Annotated in this window: 21 protein-coding genes; 13 read left to right on the top strand and 8 right to left on the bottom strand. The window is 37.9% G+C overall.

The annotated features are described in order from the left end of the window. Positions 1-170: 170 nt before the first annotated feature. The 5 genes from ACLFMM_RS04785 to cobT all read left to right on the top strand — a co-directional run bounded on the left by ACLFMM_RS04785 (position 171) and on the right by cobT (position 4,395). On the top strand, positions 171-653 hold the full coding sequence (locus ACLFMM_RS04785; protein WP_410807571.1) for an RNA-binding protein: 483 nt from the start codon (positions 171-173) through the stop codon (positions 651-653). A 97-nt stretch (positions 654-750) separates the two neighbouring features. Then, positions 751-1,131, top strand: coding sequence for a cell division protein SepF (gene sepF / locus ACLFMM_RS04780; RefSeq protein WP_410807570.1), 381 nt, complete (start codon positions 751-753; stop codon positions 1,129-1,131). Further along, the gene (locus ACLFMM_RS04775; protein ID WP_410807569.1) at positions 1,128-1,751 is read left to right on the top strand and encodes a ZPR1 zinc finger domain-containing protein; all 624 of its coding nucleotides are present in this window, start codon (positions 1,128-1,130) and stop codon (positions 1,749-1,751) included. The genes sepF and ACLFMM_RS04775 overlap by 4 nt, the downstream gene beginning before the upstream one ends. Positions 1,752-1,856: 105 nt before the next feature. Then, a complete protein-coding gene (gene proS / locus ACLFMM_RS04770; protein ID WP_410807568.1) occupies positions 1,857-3,296 on the top strand; it encodes a proline--tRNA ligase in 1,440 nt (479 codons plus the stop codon). Positions 3,297-3,339: 43 nt separating this feature from the next. Further along, positions 3,340-4,395 (top strand): nicotinate mononucleotide-dependent phosphoribosyltransferase CobT, encoded by a 1,056-nt coding sequence (cobT, locus tag ACLFMM_RS04765; RefSeq protein ID WP_410807574.1) that lies wholly within the window; start codon positions 3,340-3,342, stop codon positions 4,393-4,395. 37 nt (positions 4,396-4,432) lie between these two features. On the opposite strand, the gene ACLFMM_RS04760 is transcribed toward cobT, so the two are convergent. Then, on the bottom strand, positions 4,433-4,555 hold the full coding sequence (locus ACLFMM_RS04760; RefSeq protein WP_410807567.1) for a hypothetical protein: 123 nt from the start codon (positions 4,553-4,555) through the stop codon (positions 4,433-4,435). A 548-nt stretch (positions 4,556-5,103) separates the two neighbouring features. On the opposite strand from ACLFMM_RS04760, the gene ACLFMM_RS04755 reads away from it, so the two are divergent. Both ACLFMM_RS04755 and ACLFMM_RS04750 read left to right on the top strand, forming a co-directional pair. Continuing rightward, complete coding sequence (locus tag ACLFMM_RS04755; protein ID WP_410807566.1) at positions 5,104-5,907, top strand: hypothetical protein; 804 nt, start codon at positions 5,104-5,106, stop codon at positions 5,905-5,907. A 140-nt stretch (positions 5,908-6,047) separates the two neighbouring features. After that, entirely contained in the window at positions 6,048-7,097 is a 1,050-nt protein-coding gene (locus ACLFMM_RS04750; RefSeq protein WP_410807565.1) for a hypothetical protein, read from the top strand. A 27-nt stretch (positions 7,098-7,124) separates the two neighbouring features. On the opposite strand, the gene ACLFMM_RS04745 is transcribed toward ACLFMM_RS04750, so the two are convergent. The 4 genes from ACLFMM_RS04745 to acs form a co-directional block, all read right to left on the bottom strand. Continuing rightward, positions 7,125-7,733: a TIGR00296 family protein gene (locus tag ACLFMM_RS04745; RefSeq protein WP_410807564.1), complete on the bottom strand. Its 609-nt coding sequence runs from the start codon at positions 7,731-7,733 to the stop codon at positions 7,125-7,127. 26 nt (positions 7,734-7,759) lie between these two features. Further along, complete coding sequence (locus tag ACLFMM_RS04740; RefSeq protein WP_410807563.1) at positions 7,760-8,989, bottom strand: phosphoglycerate kinase; 1,230 nt, start codon at positions 8,987-8,989, stop codon at positions 7,760-7,762. A gap of 108 nt (positions 8,990-9,097) precedes the next feature. After that, positions 9,098-10,165 carry a phosphotransacetylase family protein gene (locus tag ACLFMM_RS04735; RefSeq protein WP_410807562.1) on the bottom strand — a complete coding sequence of 356 codons (1,068 nt, stop codon included), beginning with the start codon at positions 10,163-10,165 and terminating at the stop codon, positions 9,098-9,100. A gap of 60 nt (positions 10,166-10,225) precedes the next feature. Further along, positions 10,226-12,316, bottom strand: coding sequence for an acetate--CoA ligase alpha subunit (acs, locus tag ACLFMM_RS04730; protein ID WP_410807561.1), 2,091 nt, complete (start codon positions 12,314-12,316; stop codon positions 10,226-10,228). Positions 12,317-12,433: 117 nt separating this feature from the next. Here acs and ACLFMM_RS04725 point away from each other — a divergent pair, with 117 nt between their 5' ends. The 5 genes from ACLFMM_RS04725 to ACLFMM_RS04705 all read left to right on the top strand — a co-directional run bounded on the left by ACLFMM_RS04725 (position 12,434) and on the right by ACLFMM_RS04705 (position 16,433). Beyond that, a complete protein-coding gene (locus tag ACLFMM_RS04725) occupies positions 12,434-12,994 on the top strand; it encodes a flavodoxin family protein (RefSeq protein WP_410807560.1) in 561 nt (186 codons plus the stop codon). Positions 12,995-13,091: 97 nt separating this feature from the next. Then, positions 13,092-14,804, top strand: a complete 1,713-nt coding sequence (locus ACLFMM_RS04720) for a chloride channel protein (RefSeq protein WP_410807573.1) — start codon at positions 13,092-13,094, stop codon at positions 14,802-14,804. Between the two features lie 49 nt (positions 14,805-14,853). After that, entirely contained in the window at positions 14,854-15,057 is a 204-nt protein-coding gene (locus tag ACLFMM_RS04715) for a hypothetical protein (RefSeq protein WP_410807559.1), read from the top strand. A 12-nt stretch (positions 15,058-15,069) separates the two neighbouring features. Then, positions 15,070-16,011, top strand: a complete 942-nt coding sequence (locus ACLFMM_RS04710) for a PQQ-dependent sugar dehydrogenase (protein ID WP_410807558.1) — start codon at positions 15,070-15,072, stop codon at positions 16,009-16,011. 170 nt (positions 16,012-16,181) lie between these two features. Next, entirely contained in the window at positions 16,182-16,433 is a 252-nt protein-coding gene (locus ACLFMM_RS04705; protein ID WP_410807557.1) for a hypothetical protein, read from the top strand. Positions 16,434-16,543: 110 nt separating this feature from the next. On the opposite strand, the gene ACLFMM_RS04700 is transcribed toward ACLFMM_RS04705, so the two are convergent. Both ACLFMM_RS04700 and ACLFMM_RS04695 read right to left on the bottom strand, forming a co-directional pair. Then, positions 16,544-17,119: an HAD family hydrolase gene (locus tag ACLFMM_RS04700; protein ID WP_410807556.1), complete on the bottom strand. Its 576-nt coding sequence runs from the start codon at positions 17,117-17,119 to the stop codon at positions 16,544-16,546. Beyond that, on the bottom strand, positions 17,098-18,042 hold the full coding sequence (locus ACLFMM_RS04695) for a phosphotransferase (protein ID WP_410807555.1): 945 nt from the start codon (positions 18,040-18,042) through the stop codon (positions 17,098-17,100). Before ACLFMM_RS04695 ends, ACLFMM_RS04700 begins: the two co-directional genes overlap by 22 nt. Positions 18,043-18,679: 637 nt before the next feature. Between ACLFMM_RS04695 and ACLFMM_RS04690 the strand changes: the two genes are divergently transcribed. Further along, positions 18,680-18,853, top strand: a complete 174-nt coding sequence (locus ACLFMM_RS04690; protein WP_410807554.1) for a hypothetical protein — start codon at positions 18,680-18,682, stop codon at positions 18,851-18,853. Here ACLFMM_RS04690 and ACLFMM_RS04685 read toward each other — a convergent pair. Further along, positions 18,850-18,975: a TRAM domain-containing protein gene (locus tag ACLFMM_RS04685; protein WP_410807572.1), complete on the bottom strand. Its 126-nt coding sequence runs from the start codon at positions 18,973-18,975 to the stop codon at positions 18,850-18,852. The genes ACLFMM_RS04690 and ACLFMM_RS04685 overlap by 4 nt on opposite strands. Between the last annotated feature and the right edge of the window lie 5 nt (positions 18,976-18,980).

The following is an 18,980-nucleotide window of genomic DNA, read 5'->3' as shown; positions in this document are numbered from 1 at the left end:
TGGACGCATTCCTCCAACAGTTAAAACTGTTGGATTCCTGATACATTTCTCGTGAATAAGTTTAAAGTAAATAGAAGTATTAGTATATTAATCGTTTATTGCGCGCAATATTTAAAAAGTATATAGTTACTTTATGCTATCGCTATACAAAATGTATTTAAGGTGGTTTATTGAAAATTAGGTCCAGAGTCCAACTTAGAAAAAGTACAAAAAATAAACTACTGAACAATCTTGTATCCACCTTTGGAGATGAGATAAAAAAACTTTCTGACAGTAAATTTGAGTGCGTAAAAACCGATGAATATTCAATTATAATGGTTGATGACAGGCCCCTGCTATTTTTTACAGATGATGATATATTTCCAACTGTTAGTGGCGCTCTAGAAATTGACTTGAACAGCAAAAATGTCTTTGTGGATTCAGGTGCTGTCAAGTTCGTATCCAATGGCGCCGATATTATGTCTCCCGGTATTGTCAAATCCGACCCGAATATAAAAGAAGGAGACCTGGTTATCATAAAAGAGGAAAACCATGGTAAACCCCTTGCTATAGGTAGAGCCCTTGTGGACGGCAGCAACATGGTGGGTAACTCAGGAAAAGCGGTAAAATCAATACATTATGTAGGAGATGAATTGTGGAACATCTCTATCTAATAATTAATTTAAATACCAAAGTTTATAAAAATATTCGATAAAAAATTAAATTAAGCTGGACATCAATATAATAACAGAACTTAAAAAAGGTGTTACTATGGCAAAATTTATGGATAAATTGTTTGGAAACAATACGAAACAACCAACAAGAGAAGATGAATTCACAGACCTCGATCTGAGTAAATATGAAGAAGTTATGGATGATGAACCTGCAGAAACCTATATCAGAGTAGGAGAACTCACAAACCTGGATGAACTCAGCCAATTAAAGAAAGAAATCTATGACGGTAACATCCTGATGTTGGATATATCCAATATCAAAGCTGATAAACTTCTTCTGGACAGAGCATTAAAAGACCTGAAGGAAGTAGTCACCGATGTACATGGTGATATAGCAGGGCTCAGGGAAGACCAGGTACTTGTAACCCCTGCAGGCGTTAAAATCGATAGAGACAAAATTATTGGTGGAAAATATTGACCCAAGAAAACTTGTCACAGGATAGTTTTGATACAGAAACTTATTGTCCGCTCTGTAATGATAAATTGGCTATACACTGGCAGTCAGACCACATACCTTATTTCGATGAAATTCTTTATATGTCTGCTAGATGCAGGTGTGGGTTTAAATTTGCAGACACGATGATTACAAGCCAGAGGGATCCTGTACATTATGAATTAACAATTGAAAACGCAGAAGACCTGTATGCCAAGGTTGTGCGCTCAACGTCAGGTACTATCCGAATTCCTGAATTTGGCATAGCTGTGGAACCTGGACCTGCTTCTGAATCCTATATCACAAATGCTGAAGGGTTATTGAATCGGGTCAAAAGCGTTATACAGACCGCTGCTGAATGGTCAAAGGAAGATGAAGATAAATACAACCACTGCCTGGAAATCGAAAAAGCTCTTGATGATACAATTGAAGGTAATCAAAAGCTTATGATTGAAATTGATGACCCTCTTGGAAACAGTACAATAATTTCTAGTAAAGCGAAATCCAGAAAACTAAATGATGAAGAAGTAGGGAATTTAAAAACCGGTATGGTAATCTATGATGTCAATTCATCAGATATAAAAATCAATGACAGCGAATATTGACCGCATATTAAATATTTCTGGTTTTTGTAAAAAACAGACAGGATATAAATAGGTATATTTGACAAGATAATTTAGATTTCTAAATAAAAAAACTTTGGTGACAGCATGGAAGAAGAAAAAGAGTTGGCACTTCCTGCAAAAGAAAATTTCAGTGAGTGGTATAATGATATCCTAGTAAAAGCTGAAATAATGGATGTACGTTATCCTGTTAAAGGGCTGTATGTATGGAATCCTTTCGGATTTTCTATTAGAAAAAATGTTTATTCCATTATCAGAGAGCTACTGGACAGAGAGCATGAAGAAACACTTTTTCCGCTTCTGATTCCTGAAAACGAATTTATGAAGGAAGCAAAGCATATAAAAGGATTTGAAGAAGAGGTCTACTGGGTCACCCATGGTGGGACATCACCTCTGGAAGTTAATCTGGCGATACGTCCTACCAGTGAGACTGCTATTTATCCCATCTACAGACTGTGGGTTCGTTCGCATGCTGACCTGCCTATTAAATACTATCAGATTGTAAACACCTTCAGATATGAAACCAAACACACCAGACCTCTAATCCGTCTGCGAGAGATTACATCATTTAAAGAGGCGCATACTGTACACGAAACATGGGATGACGCAGCGGCACAGGTGGATGAGGCTATTAAAATATACCAGGAATTCTACGAGCGTCTTTGCTTACCGGTACTCCCATCTAGACGCCCTGAATGGGATAAATTCCCGGGAGCTGATTACACCATTGCTGTTGATGCCATGATGCCTGATGGTAGAACACTCCAAGTTGGAACTGCTCATCATCTGGGCAATAATTTCGCAAAAACCTTTGACATAGAATATGAAGACCCACACGGAGAACAGGTATATGCCTATCAGTCCTGCTACGGTATATCAGAACGCTGTATTGCAGCAATGATTTCGATACATGGTGATGATAAGGGACTTATACTACCGCCTGAAATAGCACCTATCCAAGTTATCATCATACCAGTGATTTTCAAAAACAAAGACAAAGAAAAGATCCTTGAAGCCTGTAAAAATGTGAAAAAAACTCTGGAATCATCAGGAGTACAAACCAAGATAGATACCAGTGACCGCAGACCGGGTGCTAAATATTATAAATGGGAAATGAAAGGTGTACCTTTAAGGATTGAAATCGGTCCAAAGGATCTGAAAAATGAAGCGATAATGATGGTACGACGTGATACTGGAGATAAAGAGCAGGTTAGTATGGACGATATCAATAATGCAGTTGCTGATAAATTTGATTCAATAAAATCCAATCTGTACGAAAAAGCAAAAACTGAACTCGAGAATAACATCATTGAATGTGAAAGCCTTGGTGAAATAGAAAATAAGATTGTTAAAGGAATCCTGAAAATACCATGGTGCGGTCAAGAAAGATGCAACGACGAACTGGAAGAAAGAATCGGTGCTGGCATTCTTGGTATACCTGTAAATCAGAACAAAAACGGCAGCAATCAGTGCCCAATGTGTGGTTGTGAGACAAATACTAAAGTATATGTCTCAAGAGCATATTGAACTGGGTTTAATAACTATAAAAAACTATGTGATGGAGATTAAAATGGTAGCTTCTGACACATCGAAAAACTCAACACCAAATAATCCATTGTTTCTCTGTGTACTCTCGAATACAAAAACATCACATATAGAGAAGATATCAGGAGCTGGAAAAACTGCAGAATTAACTGATTATACACCTGTAGGGGATGCAGAAATTGTTGAAACAGGGGATATTATAACCGCCCCAATTATGCCTATGACCCCTCCCTATGATACACCTACACCGTCTCTGACCACACGTGCGGCTTTAAAACTTGCCAATATACCACATATGTTTATAAATTCAGGACTGAATTTTGCTCCCGATGTTCCATTTGTTGATATGAAAACTCATCCCGGTGAGGATATAAGACAACCTGTTGCAGTATCTGATGCTAGAGATATCTTTGAAAGAGCATACAAAATCGGTAAAGAGATACAGAAAAAAACCGATTATCTCATGATAGGAGAAAGTATAGCCGGTGGTACCACCACTGCAATGGCTGTTTTAAATGCTCTCGGATACGATGGTAATGTTAGCAGTAGCTCTTCATTAAATCCTGTTGAATTAAAAAAACAGGTTGTAAAGGAAGCGATGGATGCTTCAGAGGTTACGTTTGGTAGCCTTAGAAACGACCCGATTCGTGCTATAGAAACTCTAGGAGACCCAATGATGCCAGCAGTCGCCGGTGTTGTTACCGGGTTTAAAAAATCCAATAACCTATCCCAGATTGTGCTTGCAGGAGGTACCCAGATGGCTGCCGTTTTTGCTGTGGTAAAACATCTTGGATATAATACAGATAACATTACCATTGTAACTACAAAATACGTTGTAAATGACAAAACCGCAAATTTTGAGAAATTAACTACTCAGATGCTGGGTGTTCCAATGGATTTTGTGGATCCTGGATACGGGAACTCGTCCCATCCGGGTCTTCGCAGATATGAAGCCGGTGATGTAAAAGAAGGTGTTGGCGCAGGTGGAGCAATATATCTGGCAAAATTAATGGATATCCCTGCAGATGCTATAAGAAAAGAAGTTGAACATATGCTGGAAATTTTTGCCAACAAAATATAACTATATAATTTTAAAAAGGTAGATATTGATTTGAATATCAGATATATTCTGCTGAAGTCATACGTCCACAATTCTTGCAGAAATAAAGAATATTCATACCCATTATCTGTCTTCTAAGCTGTGTATTACAGCTGTCACATATATTTTGTTCTTTTTGCATATCGACATCACCCCCTTATGCGAAAATCATTATTGAATCTATTCTAGCTGTGCCTTTTTTTGTCCAGTATTTACATATACCGCAATACTGATAATTACCACTTTCATGTACTAATTTAGAATTACATCTAGGACATTTATCTAACATTTGCATATTCGCAAATCCCCCCACTAAGCTAAAGTAATTATGGAAAGATAACCACATCATCAGTTACCTTGTGTCTCCCATGTATCTATGAGAGATTTCCATGCTATAAATAGGTTTCTACCACTTCAAACGGTACTGTCAGTTAATGGAGCATATTAATCTATTTATGGTTGTTTGATCTTTCTAAGCATAATGATTTAAATTTACAAATTAAGTGTAGATAATCTTAACTGGACAGTGCCACATCAAAACAATAATACATAAAAAATGAAACCAAGAATATTTACAAATATACCTGTGTATAATTTTTTCTGCATCATTAAAATATTAACTACATGGTAATAAATTTTTAGAAAAAAAGGACAAATCATATATAAAAGAGAAATGTAAGTATTTAACCAATGGATAACTACAATATCGAAGGTTCGCTGGGATTACTTCGCAGAGGAACATCTGTCTATTATGCTGGATCAGTAATCTTTGCAGCAGGTATTGTACTTCTAATTGTAGGTGTAGCATTCATTATAATGTCCCAGCTTCACTATGGTTCAGAACCCGGAAAAATCATCCTTTCTGTAATCTTTATGGGTGGTGGCGCCTCACTGGTTTTGACCGGCATCAATTTGATGATAAAGCAAACCAGATATGGATACCATGTTACGGGTATGGGTATCTTCCTGGCTTTTCTAGCTCTTACTGTATTCACATCTATTTATCCTCAGGGCTGGTATTATCCAACTGTAAGTTATGTTCTTGCCATGTATGTTGTTGGAATCCTAGCATTACTGGGAAACGGATTTGCAAATGTGGTGCTCTGGATTATATCCAGTAAATCCGAAACCGCTGTAAAGAGTGCACAGGAAAATTACACCATACACAATGATGAAAGTATCCAGCGGGATTTAGAAGAAGCAGTACAGAGTAGCATACAACAATCTTCCAGCGAATTAAAATTCAAAGACCAAAATGTTGGCAACGTCAGACTTGGAAAAGCATTCCGTGAAACCAGTGGTAAAACCACAAGGGTTAAAGATGATATAAACGAAGCTGACAAATTAAAAAGAACGACATCAGGAGACAAGGTCAAATCAGGTTCAGCAGAAGTTGAAAAAATCTCAACCCAATTGAGAGAGGCTATGGAGAACCAAACTGTGGAAAAGGGAGTGATTGAAAAAATAAAGGAACGGTTAGAAAGGTATTTTTAAACACCGGGCTTTATTAAAATATATTTATAATTTATCAAAATACATTCATAAAAAACGATTAAAGAGAATTATACGGTTTTGACAACCATCAAAACACAATTATTAGGATATTGGCAGCTTATTTAAAAAGGTGGTATAAAATGGCAAAAGGTCTTGACATTGGAACAATGAATATTATATGCGCAGAAAATGAGGGAGAAGATGTGGTTTTTACCCAGGAAAGAAATGCTTTTCTGGAACTGGATTCGAGTGACCTTACCAATATGATGCTGGATAGTGCAAAGGTGCTATATATTGAAAAGGATGATAAAATATCTGTCCTTGGTGAAGACGCTTTCAACTTTGCAACTATATTTGGTAAAGAAACCAGACGACCTATGAGATTTGGTATTATTAGTCCTAAAGAAAAGGACGCCATACCAATGATAAAACTGATTGTTGACCGTGTACTGGGAGATCCGGGTTATCAGAATGAAGCGTTATGCATTTCTTCACCCGCAGACCCGATAGACCTTGATATGAATACTCTGTATCACAAGAAAATGACAGAGGCCCTTACCAAAAAGATGTCCTATGACACAAAGGTTATAGACGAAGGTCTGGCTGTTGTTTATTCAGAACTTGCGGATTCAAACTTTACAGGACTTGGTATCAGTATAGGTGCAGGTCTTACAAACGTTACTCTTGCATATATGGCTACACCGGTACTCTCATTCAGTATCGGAAGAGGTGGAGACTGGATCGATGAACAGGTCGCAAATGCAACAGGACTACCAAAAGACCATGCATGTGTAACAAAAGAAAAAGGGTTCAGGCTTGGTTCTGAAGTTGAAATCGGAGGTCCTGAAGGTGCACTTACTATATACTATGATGCTCTTATGACCTATGTAATCCAGAATCTTAACAGGAAACTTGCTGAAATCACACCCCCAAACGTTAAATTCCCGGTTGCAGTTGCCGGTGGTAGTTCAAACCCACCTGGATTCATTAAAATGTTTGAGAAGAAGTTAAAAGAAGCAAACCTGCAGATTGATATATCAAATATAAATATTGCAAATGACCCATTATATTCTGTTGCAAGAGGCTGTCTGATAGCAGCAAGAACCCAGGAAGGAGAAGAAATGGGTAAGAAAAACAATGCAGATGAAATACTGCAGGAAATTGAAGAAATAGGAGAAGGTGAAGATTAAAACTACCTTTCCTTTATTAATTTTTAATCATCGACACGCTTTTTCAAAATCCTCTTCTAAAATTTCACCACGCGGTGTATTTTCTTTAAAAATCTGTCCTTCAAAACAATATACCTGAGCATCTTTTCTCCACTCATCAGGAGAGAGACCGGCTTTCAGACAGGTGTGTGACAAAAATTCTGATGAATCAAATCCCTGTTCTGTAGCTACCTGCGGCAATAATAGACCCTGATAATAACCTTTTTTGACAATCAGACCATGTTTTCCTACTTCCACATTTTCGGGTAATTCCTCCGGTGGAACTTCGATGAACTCTGGCTGTGTCAGCACTGTAACCTCAATTGTAATAATATCCATTTCAGGAAGTTCTACAGGTGGAAACCTTGGGTCACGTGTTGCTGCAGAAATGGCTGAATCAACAATCGCATTATCAAGCTGTGAATCCGGGTATGGATGACCTATGCATCCACGGAGATTTCCTTCCTTATTAAGTGTTACAAATACCCCCCGGTACTCTTTAAAAATCGATGATAACTCAAACCTTGATGGGTCTACAAAATCCCCTGTTTCAAGATAGGTCTCAATTGCATCTCTTGCAAGTTTTACCGCTTCTTTACCATCATCTTCTGTTACCATATTATCCACCTTGATTATATATTTGTTTATCTGGATTTACTTTTTGCTGCCACATCTTTCAATATTTCCACACCTGGCAATTTTTCACCGGCAAGATAATCGATACATGCACCTCCTGCAGTACTTAAATGATAAAAGCTGTTCTCAACACCCATATTAAGAACTTCTGCTGAAATATGTCCACCACCAACAATGGCATAAATTGCTTTTGCAGCTGCTTTAATGATTTCCCTTGTACCAAGTGCAAATTCCTCGTTTTCAGATACTCCTGCTGGACCATTAAGAACAACCGTTTTAGCATCCTCTATTTCTTTTGAATAGGCAACAATGGTCTCAAGTCCGATATCATTGATTGGATGGTTACTGGATGCTAGCTCATCCACACCTACCTCTATTCGTTTGTTGTTGTCGTTTAATGCCAGATCCTGAGGGAGCCCTATTTTATCGTTGTATTTGACAAGCAGTTTTTTTGCTCTTTCAATCTGGTCGATATATCCCTGTTTTTCGATAAACTTCATGTTTTCTTTACCTATATCTACACCAGATGCTGCAAGCATGACATTACCTACTACCCCTGTGACCAGTACCCTGTCTACATCATTATTTGACAGTACATGTTCTATAACTTTCATAGAATCATCTACTTTTGCTCCCCCGAGTACAAAAATCGATGGCCTTCCTCCTCCTTTCTTACCCAGATCAAGAGAAGTGACTTCTTTTTCCATGATTCTGCCTGCCCCGGTTGGAAGGATATTGGTAAATCCCATAATTGACAGATGTGACCTGTGGGACACAGAAAAAGCATCATTTAAAAATATATCAAAAAGAGGTGCCAGTTTTCTCACAAGATGAGTTGTTTCATGTTCGGACACCGGGCGTTCCAGACTTTCTTCAGAATAGAACCTTACATTTTCAAGAAGTATCACATCACCCTTTTCCATAGATGATATTTTCTGCCTTGCATAGGTTCCGAAGATATCATCCACATACTTGATTTCTTTGCCCAGATACTTGGACATCAGTAATGCATGTGGGTTCATGGTAGTAAAATCATTTTTGCCCGGTCTGCTCTGATGAGCAAGCAATACCACCCTGGCATTTTTTAATTCTTTTATTGTTGTTACATGGCTTTTAATCCTCATATCATCAAGTATATTTCCTTCTGGGTCCATTGGAGAATTTAGGTCTACCCTTACAAGAACTGTTTTATTATCTGTGTCAAAATCATCGATTGTAAGAAAATCCTTATTTGCCAATATATCCCTCACCTGGGTTAAATTGTATTTAAATTTGTATCAATATGTTTGTTCTTATTTGTCACAGGTTAGGTAAATACTACAGTTATATTTATCTGTATTTTTTGGTTAAAGACCGATGGACCTGATAAGCTCATCAACTTCCAGATTCCTATTTATCAATTCCATCATCCTTTTTATTTTAAGCTCCTGTTTTATTCGTGCACGACCTATCAAACGCTCCATACGTTTGATGGTGCTCATGGTATCCCCGCGTACAAGAATTACAGGTATGTTTGCCTCTTCTGCACTTCCAAGTACTGCTTCACTTGGACGAAGGTTACCTGTTAGTACCAGACATTTTGCTTTTGCTTCGATTGCTGCCAGTTGTATGTCTGACCTGTCTCCGCCTGTAACAATCGCACAATTTGGTACCCTTCTGAAATATTTAATAGCTGAATTAACTTCCATAGCACCGACCAGATATTTCTCAACCAGAGAGTTAAGATTGTCAGCTCCTGTGAGGACTTCTGCATTCAAATCATCCACGATATCTGAAATCGGTACTGATCTAAGAGTTACATCTTGTGGGATTACACCGAACACTTTGATGCCCTTTCTTTCAAGATATGGCACTACAAGTTCTGACACCTTTTCAAGACTACTTTCAGGTACTTCATTCAGGATAATACCGGCTATCATGTCAGAATCCGGTATCAGCTTTAAATCACAGAGTATTCTGTCGATGGCATAGATTGAATCATATCTGGTAACCAGAAGGATTTTAGAACCAATAATTGAAGCTATCTCTGGATCGGAAAGATTATACATGGCTCCACTACCGATGCCACCGCTACCTTCGATAAATACAATATCTTTATTTCTAGATATTTTTGAATATACATCTTTCAATGTTTTATCAAAATGTTTCTCAACACCTATAAGTGCATCATGGATTAGATTTTCTGTTTGAAGTATAGGGGTGATATCACTCAGTGAATCATCAAGGTCAAGTACCTTACGTGTTTCCTCTGCATCTTCGTCTGTCAGGATACCATTTTTATCAATCAATAGATTCCCTATAGGCTTCATATAACCGATCGAATAACCCTTGTCTTTCAGGATTCTTCCAAGACCATTGCACAGTGCACTCTTTCCTGAGTATTCCTCAGACGAACTAATTAATATAGATACCAATGTCTTCCTCCCTTGAATATCTGGTATATTGATAATTTAATGTAATGGATTGCATACTCATCATTCTTCTCTTAAAGTTAATCTAAGGTCCATTGCTACACATCCCTGACTGTCGGGTAAAACTACAAGAGGGTTTATATCCAGCTCAAGTATTTGCGGAAAATCCACTACAAGTTGTGAGACTTTTATAAGTGTGTCCACCACAGAATTGATATCATAGGGTTTTTCCCCTCTTATACCTGCAAGTACAGGATATGTTTTAATGGTAGATACCATATGCTTTGCTTCGTCTTTATTTATGGGTGCCACATTAAAAGAAACATCTTTTAATAATTCTACATAAATACCACCCATACCGAACATAATAAGCGGTCCAAACTGTACATCACGGTTCATTCCTATGATAACTTCCTTACCACCTGAGACCATTTCCTGTATTTGCACACCTGTTATATCAGCATCAGGCATATACCGATAGACATCTGCCATCATCGTATGATAGGCTCGTTCCACATCATCTGCATTTTTGAGGTTTAACCTTACCCCACCTACATCGGTTTTATGGGATATGTCAGGAGATACAATCTTCATGGCCACTGGATAACCCATCTGTTTACAGGCTTTAATTGCTTCCTTCAGATTTTTTACGATTTTTGTTTTAACAGTTGGTATCCCGTAGGCTCGCAATATATCAAGCGACTCCAGTCCAAGTGTAAGTCTTTTTGACTGTGTGGCATCATCGATAATGGATTCCACTGTTTCTTTATCAGCGGTAATTTCCGGTAGATTACTATAGCTCTGTTTCCTGATTGAATCATAGGTACTCAGTGTCCTCATGCTGGCAACCGCTCTTTCAGGAAATGGGTAATTTGGAATGCTGTGGTCATTTAATATTTTCTCACCTTCAAAAACCTGTGTACCCCCCACAAAACTACAAAGGATTGGTTTATCGGATGTTTTGACTTTATCAACTATTATTTCAGCTACTTTATCAACCTCTGTCATGGCCTGTGGAGAGGTGAGAACAATGACACCATCCACATGCGGGTCATTAAGCAATGCATCAAGTGCAATTTTATAGTGTTTGGAACTGGCATCCCCGAGTAAATCCACCGGATTGTAAATGTTACAATTTGGCGGAAGACTTTCACGAAGTACCTGGATGGTAGATTCATCAAACGATGCCATGGACAATCCTTCATTATAACATGCATCTGCTGTCAATATCCCGAATCCACCTGCGTTTGTCAGTATTGCCATATTTTTGCCTTCAGGTATAGGCTGAGACGAAAATGCACGAATGTAATCCAGCATTTCCTGCAGCGAATCTGCACGAATTATTCCGCTCTGTCGAAAAGCAGCGTTATAAGCTTCATCAGAACCTGCAAGTGTACCTGTATGGGATGAAACTGCCCTTGAACCTGCGGATGTCCTCCCAGATTTGACCATGACCACAGGTTTGACTTTAGTTACCTTACGAGCTATATCGATAAATTCTGGACCATTTTTTACGCCTTCAAGATAAGCTGCGATTACTGCTGTTGATTCATCATCAGAAAATACCTGAAGAAAATCATTTTCTGAAAGGTCTGCTTTGTTTCCAAGACTTATAAACTTGGAAAAACCCACTTTGTTTTTATCAGCCCAGTCAAGGGTTGATGTACATACTGCCCCTGATTGTGACATCAAGCCTATATTACCTTTATGTGCCATAAAAGTAGCAAATGATGCATTGAGATTAGAAGAGGTGTCTATCAAACCAAGACAATTTGGACCAAGCATCCGTATACAGTAGTAATGGGCTGTTTCAACAGATTTTCGTTCCAGTTTGGCTCCTTCGACACCTGACTCCTTAAAACCCGCTGAAATCACAACTACATTTTTTACACCTGCACGCCCGCATTCATCAATCGTTTCCGGAACAAATTTAGCAGGTATCACTATAACAGCAAGATCGATATTATCAGGTACATCCAGAATATTAGGATAGCATTTTAAACCCATTATTTCCTCATAATTTGGGTTTACAGGTACGATGTTACCATCAAAATCATTAACAAGATTTCTAAGTACTGAATTCCCTACTTTTCCCTCTTTACGTGATGCTCCTATAACTGCCACTGAACTTGCATTAAACATCTTTTCCAGCATATTTTTACTTAATCACCTATGAATTAGTTTAACATTTGATTATAGATAAGTTTAAGGGATAAGAACATTACTTAATTGGAATCATAACAGAAATTCAATGTTTATGGTGATGGTCCCATGAAAATATTAGGTATTTCAGGAAGTCCGAACAAAAACGGTAACAATGAAAAGATTATTAACCTATGTCTGGAAACTGCAAAAAACCGGCGTTTTGAAATCGATAAAATTTTTATATCCTCGTTAAAAGTAGAACCCTGTAAGGCCTGTGGTGTCTGTAAAAATGGAGAACCATGTCCAATAGATGACGACATGGACCAAGTGTATCAAAAATTAAAAGATGCTGACGGTATTATAGTATCTTCACCAGTATATTTTGGATCTGTAACCGCACAGATTAAATCTCTTTTTGACAGAAGCGTTTTGCTCAGAAGACAGGGATTCCAGTTGAAAAATAAATCCGGTGGAGCCCTAGCAATAGGCGGTTCAAATAACGGCGGCCAGGAAAAAACCTTGCAAACTATTCACGACTGGATGCATATACACGGTATGATCGTAACAGGAGACAACAACCATTTTGGAGGTACACTGCAAAAACCTATCGATTCGGATGAAACTGGTATGAAAACCGCAAACGATACAATTGAAAAAATCTGTGACATTCTTGATTTGATGAAATAACCCCTGAAATCAGATAACTGTACCATGTATTTTAGCATTGATTACTATTAACCCTAAGAGATGACCCCACTTGCAGGATAATTCTCTTACCAGTATAATGAAAAATTATATTTATCAATGGTTTCAGAATGAGTCTGTCGTTTCGAACACCCTTGCAATAATAGTAGGCATCATTACAGGGTCAGCCATCGTTTTGTACGACCATTTGATAGAAAACTTTACTGATTTCTTTTTTGGTACTGTTTCCCAATATCCCCCTTATTTTATAATCCTAGTTCCTGCAATTGGTGGATTACTGGTTGGACTTGTCAGTTATATGTTTATAAATTCAAGGCGCTGTGATGTTGAAGAGGTTATTGAATCAGCAGCCCTTCATGACGGTAAAATCCGACATAAATACGCATTTTTAGAAGTATTGACATCTCTAATATCTATAAGTTCGGGTGGTTCAGTGGGTAAAGAAGCACCCGGTGTACTGGCCGGTTCAGGTATTGGTTCTTACATTGCACATATATTAAAAACAAACCGTGAGAGGTCCAAAATACTTATTGGATGTGGTGCATCCGGTGGGATTGCTGCCGCTTTCAATGCACCCCTTGCAGGTGTTGTTTTTGTTGTAGAAGTTATATTCGGAGAGCTGAAAACGAATACATTCATTCCTATTGTTGTTGCTGCTGTTTTTTCAAACCTTGTCTCCAACATGATATTTGGAGTTATGCCGATAGAAGTTTCATATTTTAAATTGGTAAGCCCTGTTAAAGAACTGTTTTTGTACCTTATACTGGGTCTGCTAGCAGGTGTTGTATCCATACTGCTAATCAGGTCTATGTATCTTTTCTATGATACGTTCCATAAACTTCCCATACATCCTATATCCAAACCTGCACTGGGTGGTCTGGGTGTTGGATTTATAGGATTATTTTACCCGCAGATTTTTGGTGTGGGATATGAAGTTATAAAAGGGGTTCTGGCCAATGAATTCACAATTAAACTCATGTTAATTCTACTGATACTCAAAATTGTTGCTTTTTCTTTGACACTTGGTTCTGGTGGCTCTGGTGGTTCAATTGTACCTGCTCTTTTCACTGGTGCTATGCTCGGCGGTGTATATGGAAATCTCGTCAATGGAATGTTTCCCGATATGACAGCAGAGGCAGGTGCATACGCACTGGTAGGAATGGGAGCAGTCTTTGCGGGTACCTTACACGCTCCACTGACAGGTATGCTTATCCTCTTCGAACTCACAAGAGATTACCATCTCATACTTCCACTTATGTTTGCATGTGTCATCAGTAATGCAATTCCAAGTTCACTTCATCTTGAATCGTTATATACTGAAGGTTTAAGACGCCGAGGCCTGAAAATAAGAGGTGGTCAACAGGTTGATGTTATGAAATCCATGCTTGTAGAAGATGCAATGGTAAAAGAAGTGCAATCTGTACTGGAAGATAACACTGTAGGAACCCTCATACATATGATGCAATCAAGCAAACATGGAGGATTCCCAGTACTTGATTTGAACCGTAAACTGCGCGGTATTGTAACACTGCAGGATTTGCGTGAAAAGGTCAAGTACGGTGAAGTTAATCAGAGAATATCTGAAATAATGCACAAAAACGTAGCTGTAGCCTATCCTGACGAAACCCTGGATACCGTACTCAATCGTCTTGCAAAACTGGATATAGGACGTTTGCCTGTTGTATCAAGAGATGATGAAACTGAACTTCTGGGATTGATTACCCGAAGTGACATTATTAATACATACAACAAGAAAATCATTTCAAGGTCACAGGAAAGCGAAGAAAAATGAATCCACTGGTTAGACTTATAACATTGGACTCTTTTGGATTTATAAGGGAGTGTTAATAGTATCAAAGAAAAAATCCATGTTTATAATTGCAGTGGTTGTCATAATTAGCGTATTTGCAGCTTTTGTATGGAGCAATTTTAACTCAGAACGTCAAGACAATTCATTAACATTATACAACCTGTCAGAAGTCGAGACTGGGAAAAACAATGCACCACTTGCAACCTCTGTAGCTACCAATCTTGTAATACCCTAGTCACTTGATTTTTTGCCTGATGGCAGTATTATATTTACAGAAAGACCCAGAAAAATACGGATTGTTGATGTAGATAAGGGGCTTCTGCAGGAACCTCTGCTGGCAATCGATGAAGTTGTTCATAGAGGTGAAGGTGGACTGCTGGGTATAACGCTTCACCCCGATTATAGTAGCAATCACTGGGTTTACGTATATTATACATATCAGAATGGTGGTGGTCTGGTAAACAAGGTAGTGAGATTTGAAAAAAATAACTATGGCCTTGTAAACAGAACAACCATAATAGATAACATCCCTAGTGGTTTCATACATAACGGTGGAAGAATAAAATTCGGTCCTGATGAATACCTCTACATAACAACAGGTGATTCAGCAAACAGCAATCTTGCACAAAAGCAAGGGTCACTGGCTGGGAAGATACTTCGATTGGAAGACGATGGAACTATCCCCGAGAACAACCCGTTCCCGGATTCCCCGGTATATTCCCTAGGCCACCGAAATCCACAGGGTCTTGCATGGGACGATCAGAACAGATTGTGGTCTACAGAACACGGTTCCTCAGCAACCGATGAACTAAATCTAATAAAACCGGGTAACAACTACGGCTGGCCTGAAATTCGGGGCGATGATACCGCTACCGGACTTGAAACACCTGTAATCCACAGCGGAAACCAAACATGGGCCCCTTCAGGTGCTGCTTATTTGAATGGTTCTATATATTATTCAGGGTTGAGAAGTCAGAGTCTGTATGAGGCTGAAATAGAAGAGGACAACAGTATAGAACTGAAACGTCATATAGAGAGAAATTTCGGGAGATTGAGAGGAGTGGCCGTTGGTCCTGATAATTTCCTGTACATATTCACCAGTAATCGTGACGGTCGGGGAGTACCTGCAGAAATGGATGACCAGATCATCCGGATAAATCCCGAACGTTTGTCCGCACCAATGGATTGAAAATTTTAAATCTGCCGTGTCATGAAAAATACTATGTGGCATCTAAGCGATTACAATATCCATCACCCCATAGGTCCAAATATTAAATTAAAAAAGTTAATATATTAATAGATTACTGTATATACAGAAACAGATTTATATATACCAGAATGTATGCATCGTTTGGGAGTGTGAAATTGCAAGAATATGCTGATTACAAACGAGTAGTGATAGAAAGAACACCTGAGTATGAGTTCCAGTTCAAGATACCATCTGACTATCTGGAAAACAGAGGTATAGAACTCAAAGAAGTATCTATCGTTCTTAATGAAATCGAGGATGAATATTTGATGCTGGATGCATATTATCAAGGTGTATGGATTCCAAAAGAAATCATCGAACCTGAGAAGATAATTATCGATGATGATTTTAATAGTAAATAAAGTAAAATCAAATTAAAATAGGGGTTTAAACGTAGAAGTTAATTTCCAAGCTTCTGCAATATGTATAGCTCTCATCCCGAGTTTTTTTGGAGGTTCAACATCTTCTTCAACTATATCCCTATATACAATATTTCTTCTGCATTCAAACCCAAACGTTTCTGAGCAATTTCGAACAGATGATGGTCCGGTTTTTTGTATCCATAATCTGATGAGAATATCACATAATCAAAATATTTGTGCAATCCCAGATATTTCACTTCCATTTCTGAAAAAACCCGTTGAGAGTTTGATACTAGACATTTTGGATAATCTGCAAAAACCTCAAGTAGTTCCAGTGACTCCTGATAAACCTCAAGCTTTTTTACTGATGCAGCCCGGAACATACGGGCGGTTTCTATTCCCAGTATTTTTTCATCTAAGTCCCATATTGCATTTTCAAAACAGATGTCAGAAAAAATATTTTCAACTTTTATCTCAGGATATTCCAGTTCACTACTATCAAATGCTTCTTTAATCTTGGCTTTATATTCATTCTTCAGTTTTTCAGGTGAGATATCTACTCCGTAATAGCGAAGCCATCTTCTTATTATATCATAGGTTTCCAATGATTCCTCATCATTAACAACATCTATAAGTGTCATGTAACAGTCAAAAATCACCCCTTTTACTTTACCGCGTTTAAACAAGCCTTTGCCTCCTTCAACAGATAATCATAGTAACCCGGATGCCATTTCAGTCTGGCAATCCTCAACCATCCATAAGCCATATAGAAAGGAAGTGTAGCTGTGATATCACGGAATTCATTTTCATCTCTGCTGTAGTTCCATAGGAAATGTCTGATATACGGTTCAGCCCTGTAATCAGAACCTTTCAATGCAAAGTGGTTTTTAAGTTCGGCACACAGTACTCCAAGGTCATGGATACGGTTCCTGTAACCCGAACTTTCAAAATCTATAGCATAAACTTTGTTATCCTGGAATATATAATTTAGAGGGGTTACATCCCGGTGTATAAAATAACTATGTTTTTCATCAACCAGTGTACTGTGCCACCATATCCCCAACAACTTATTGAATTTGTTCCTTGTGTAATGATCAAGGTTGAGAAAATCCAGATTCCAGTGGAAATCATTAAATTCATTTTCTTTATCGTAAAAATCGGTTTTTGTATTATCATGAAGTTTCCTGAGAAGAGCCGCAACATCTGATAACCGGTTATTGAGATGGTTTTCATGGTCCATGTACCACATAAGGGATGTTCCGGAAATATATTCAGTCACAAGAGCGCAGTTAAATTTCCTGTTTACTGCAATTGGTTTTGATGTGTTGATGATTTTGTCAACTTTTTTTAGGTTGTTATACTCATCTATCATTACATCACAGGGATCATATTCTTTTGTCTCCCCTTTTGGTTCGGCAAGAAATTTTGCCATTACACTGAATCCTTCATCTACAAATTCATATCTACAGACTGTGTGGGATGCCGAATTGATTTTATAAACATTAATCCTGCAGTTATTATCCCTTATACTGTCATCAAGTACTCCAACCAGCCAATCCCTGAATTTATGACCCTTTTTTATTGTATTGATATAAGATTCACCACTCACAGGTTACACTCCCTTTTCCTAATTAGTCAATTAATATATTAAACTTTATGGATTATTTTTTAACAAAAGTAAAATATCAATATAAAGTGATGAATTTCAAGCCTTTCTTCATCAAGGTAAGATAATCAAAAAATATTATGATTTAAACCCCACTGATTATAAATGCCGACAAAATCAGAAAACGTATATAGAATATGGTGTATTTAGTTAGTTGAGTGTGAACCCGCAATATCAATGAATGTATGGATGATGATTACCTACCCAACCTGTGATAACCCCCATCGACACAGATTGGGCAAGTGAGAGTCTTTGACTACTTTAAACCACACGTTTCCCCTTGGTTGAACTCCACTCAACCATTAAGTACGCTCGTCCACTACGTTAAACAGGTGTAGAGTTTTTCCCACATTCTCTACGTCTGCTTTCTAATCCCTTACTATGTACTATAGATATATATAATAAATGATGCTGTTATTTTTCTAGCGTTAAATATTATAAAGCCGTTAAAATTTTCAACGCTTTATTACAGTATTTACGCTCCCTTTAACCTAAACTTAAAATTTCGCTCATTTTTACTATTTCAAGACTGCATCATGGAGTTGGACGTGAATAGGGTGTTGCAAATCTGTACGGTTTGATGTCAATTATATTCCTGTTCTTATTCCTTGGTTCTACACCAGAGTGGACCGAATTCGTTGGTGGTTTGTTATGTATAGCAGGAGATGTTGTGATGTTTACAGAAGAATCTCTTGAAATCGAAACACTGAGAAATCAAAATACTGAAGGTTTAAAAGTTGAAAATAATTTTTAATCTATCACTTTTCCCAGGAAATATCCAGAGGTTGTATCAGTGATTTCAATATCGCACCATTGACCTAGTGATAGGTTACTCTCTGGTATTACAACTGGTTTGTAGGTATCAGTTCGTGCCATTACAC

The organism is Methanohalobium sp., assembly GCF_046546175.1.
GTDB lineage: Archaea > Halobacteriota > Methanosarcinia > Methanosarcinales > Methanosarcinaceae > Methanohalobium.
The sequence above is the reverse complement of the archived record's forward strand: the minus strand, read 5'-3'. Positions and strand labels throughout refer to the sequence as shown.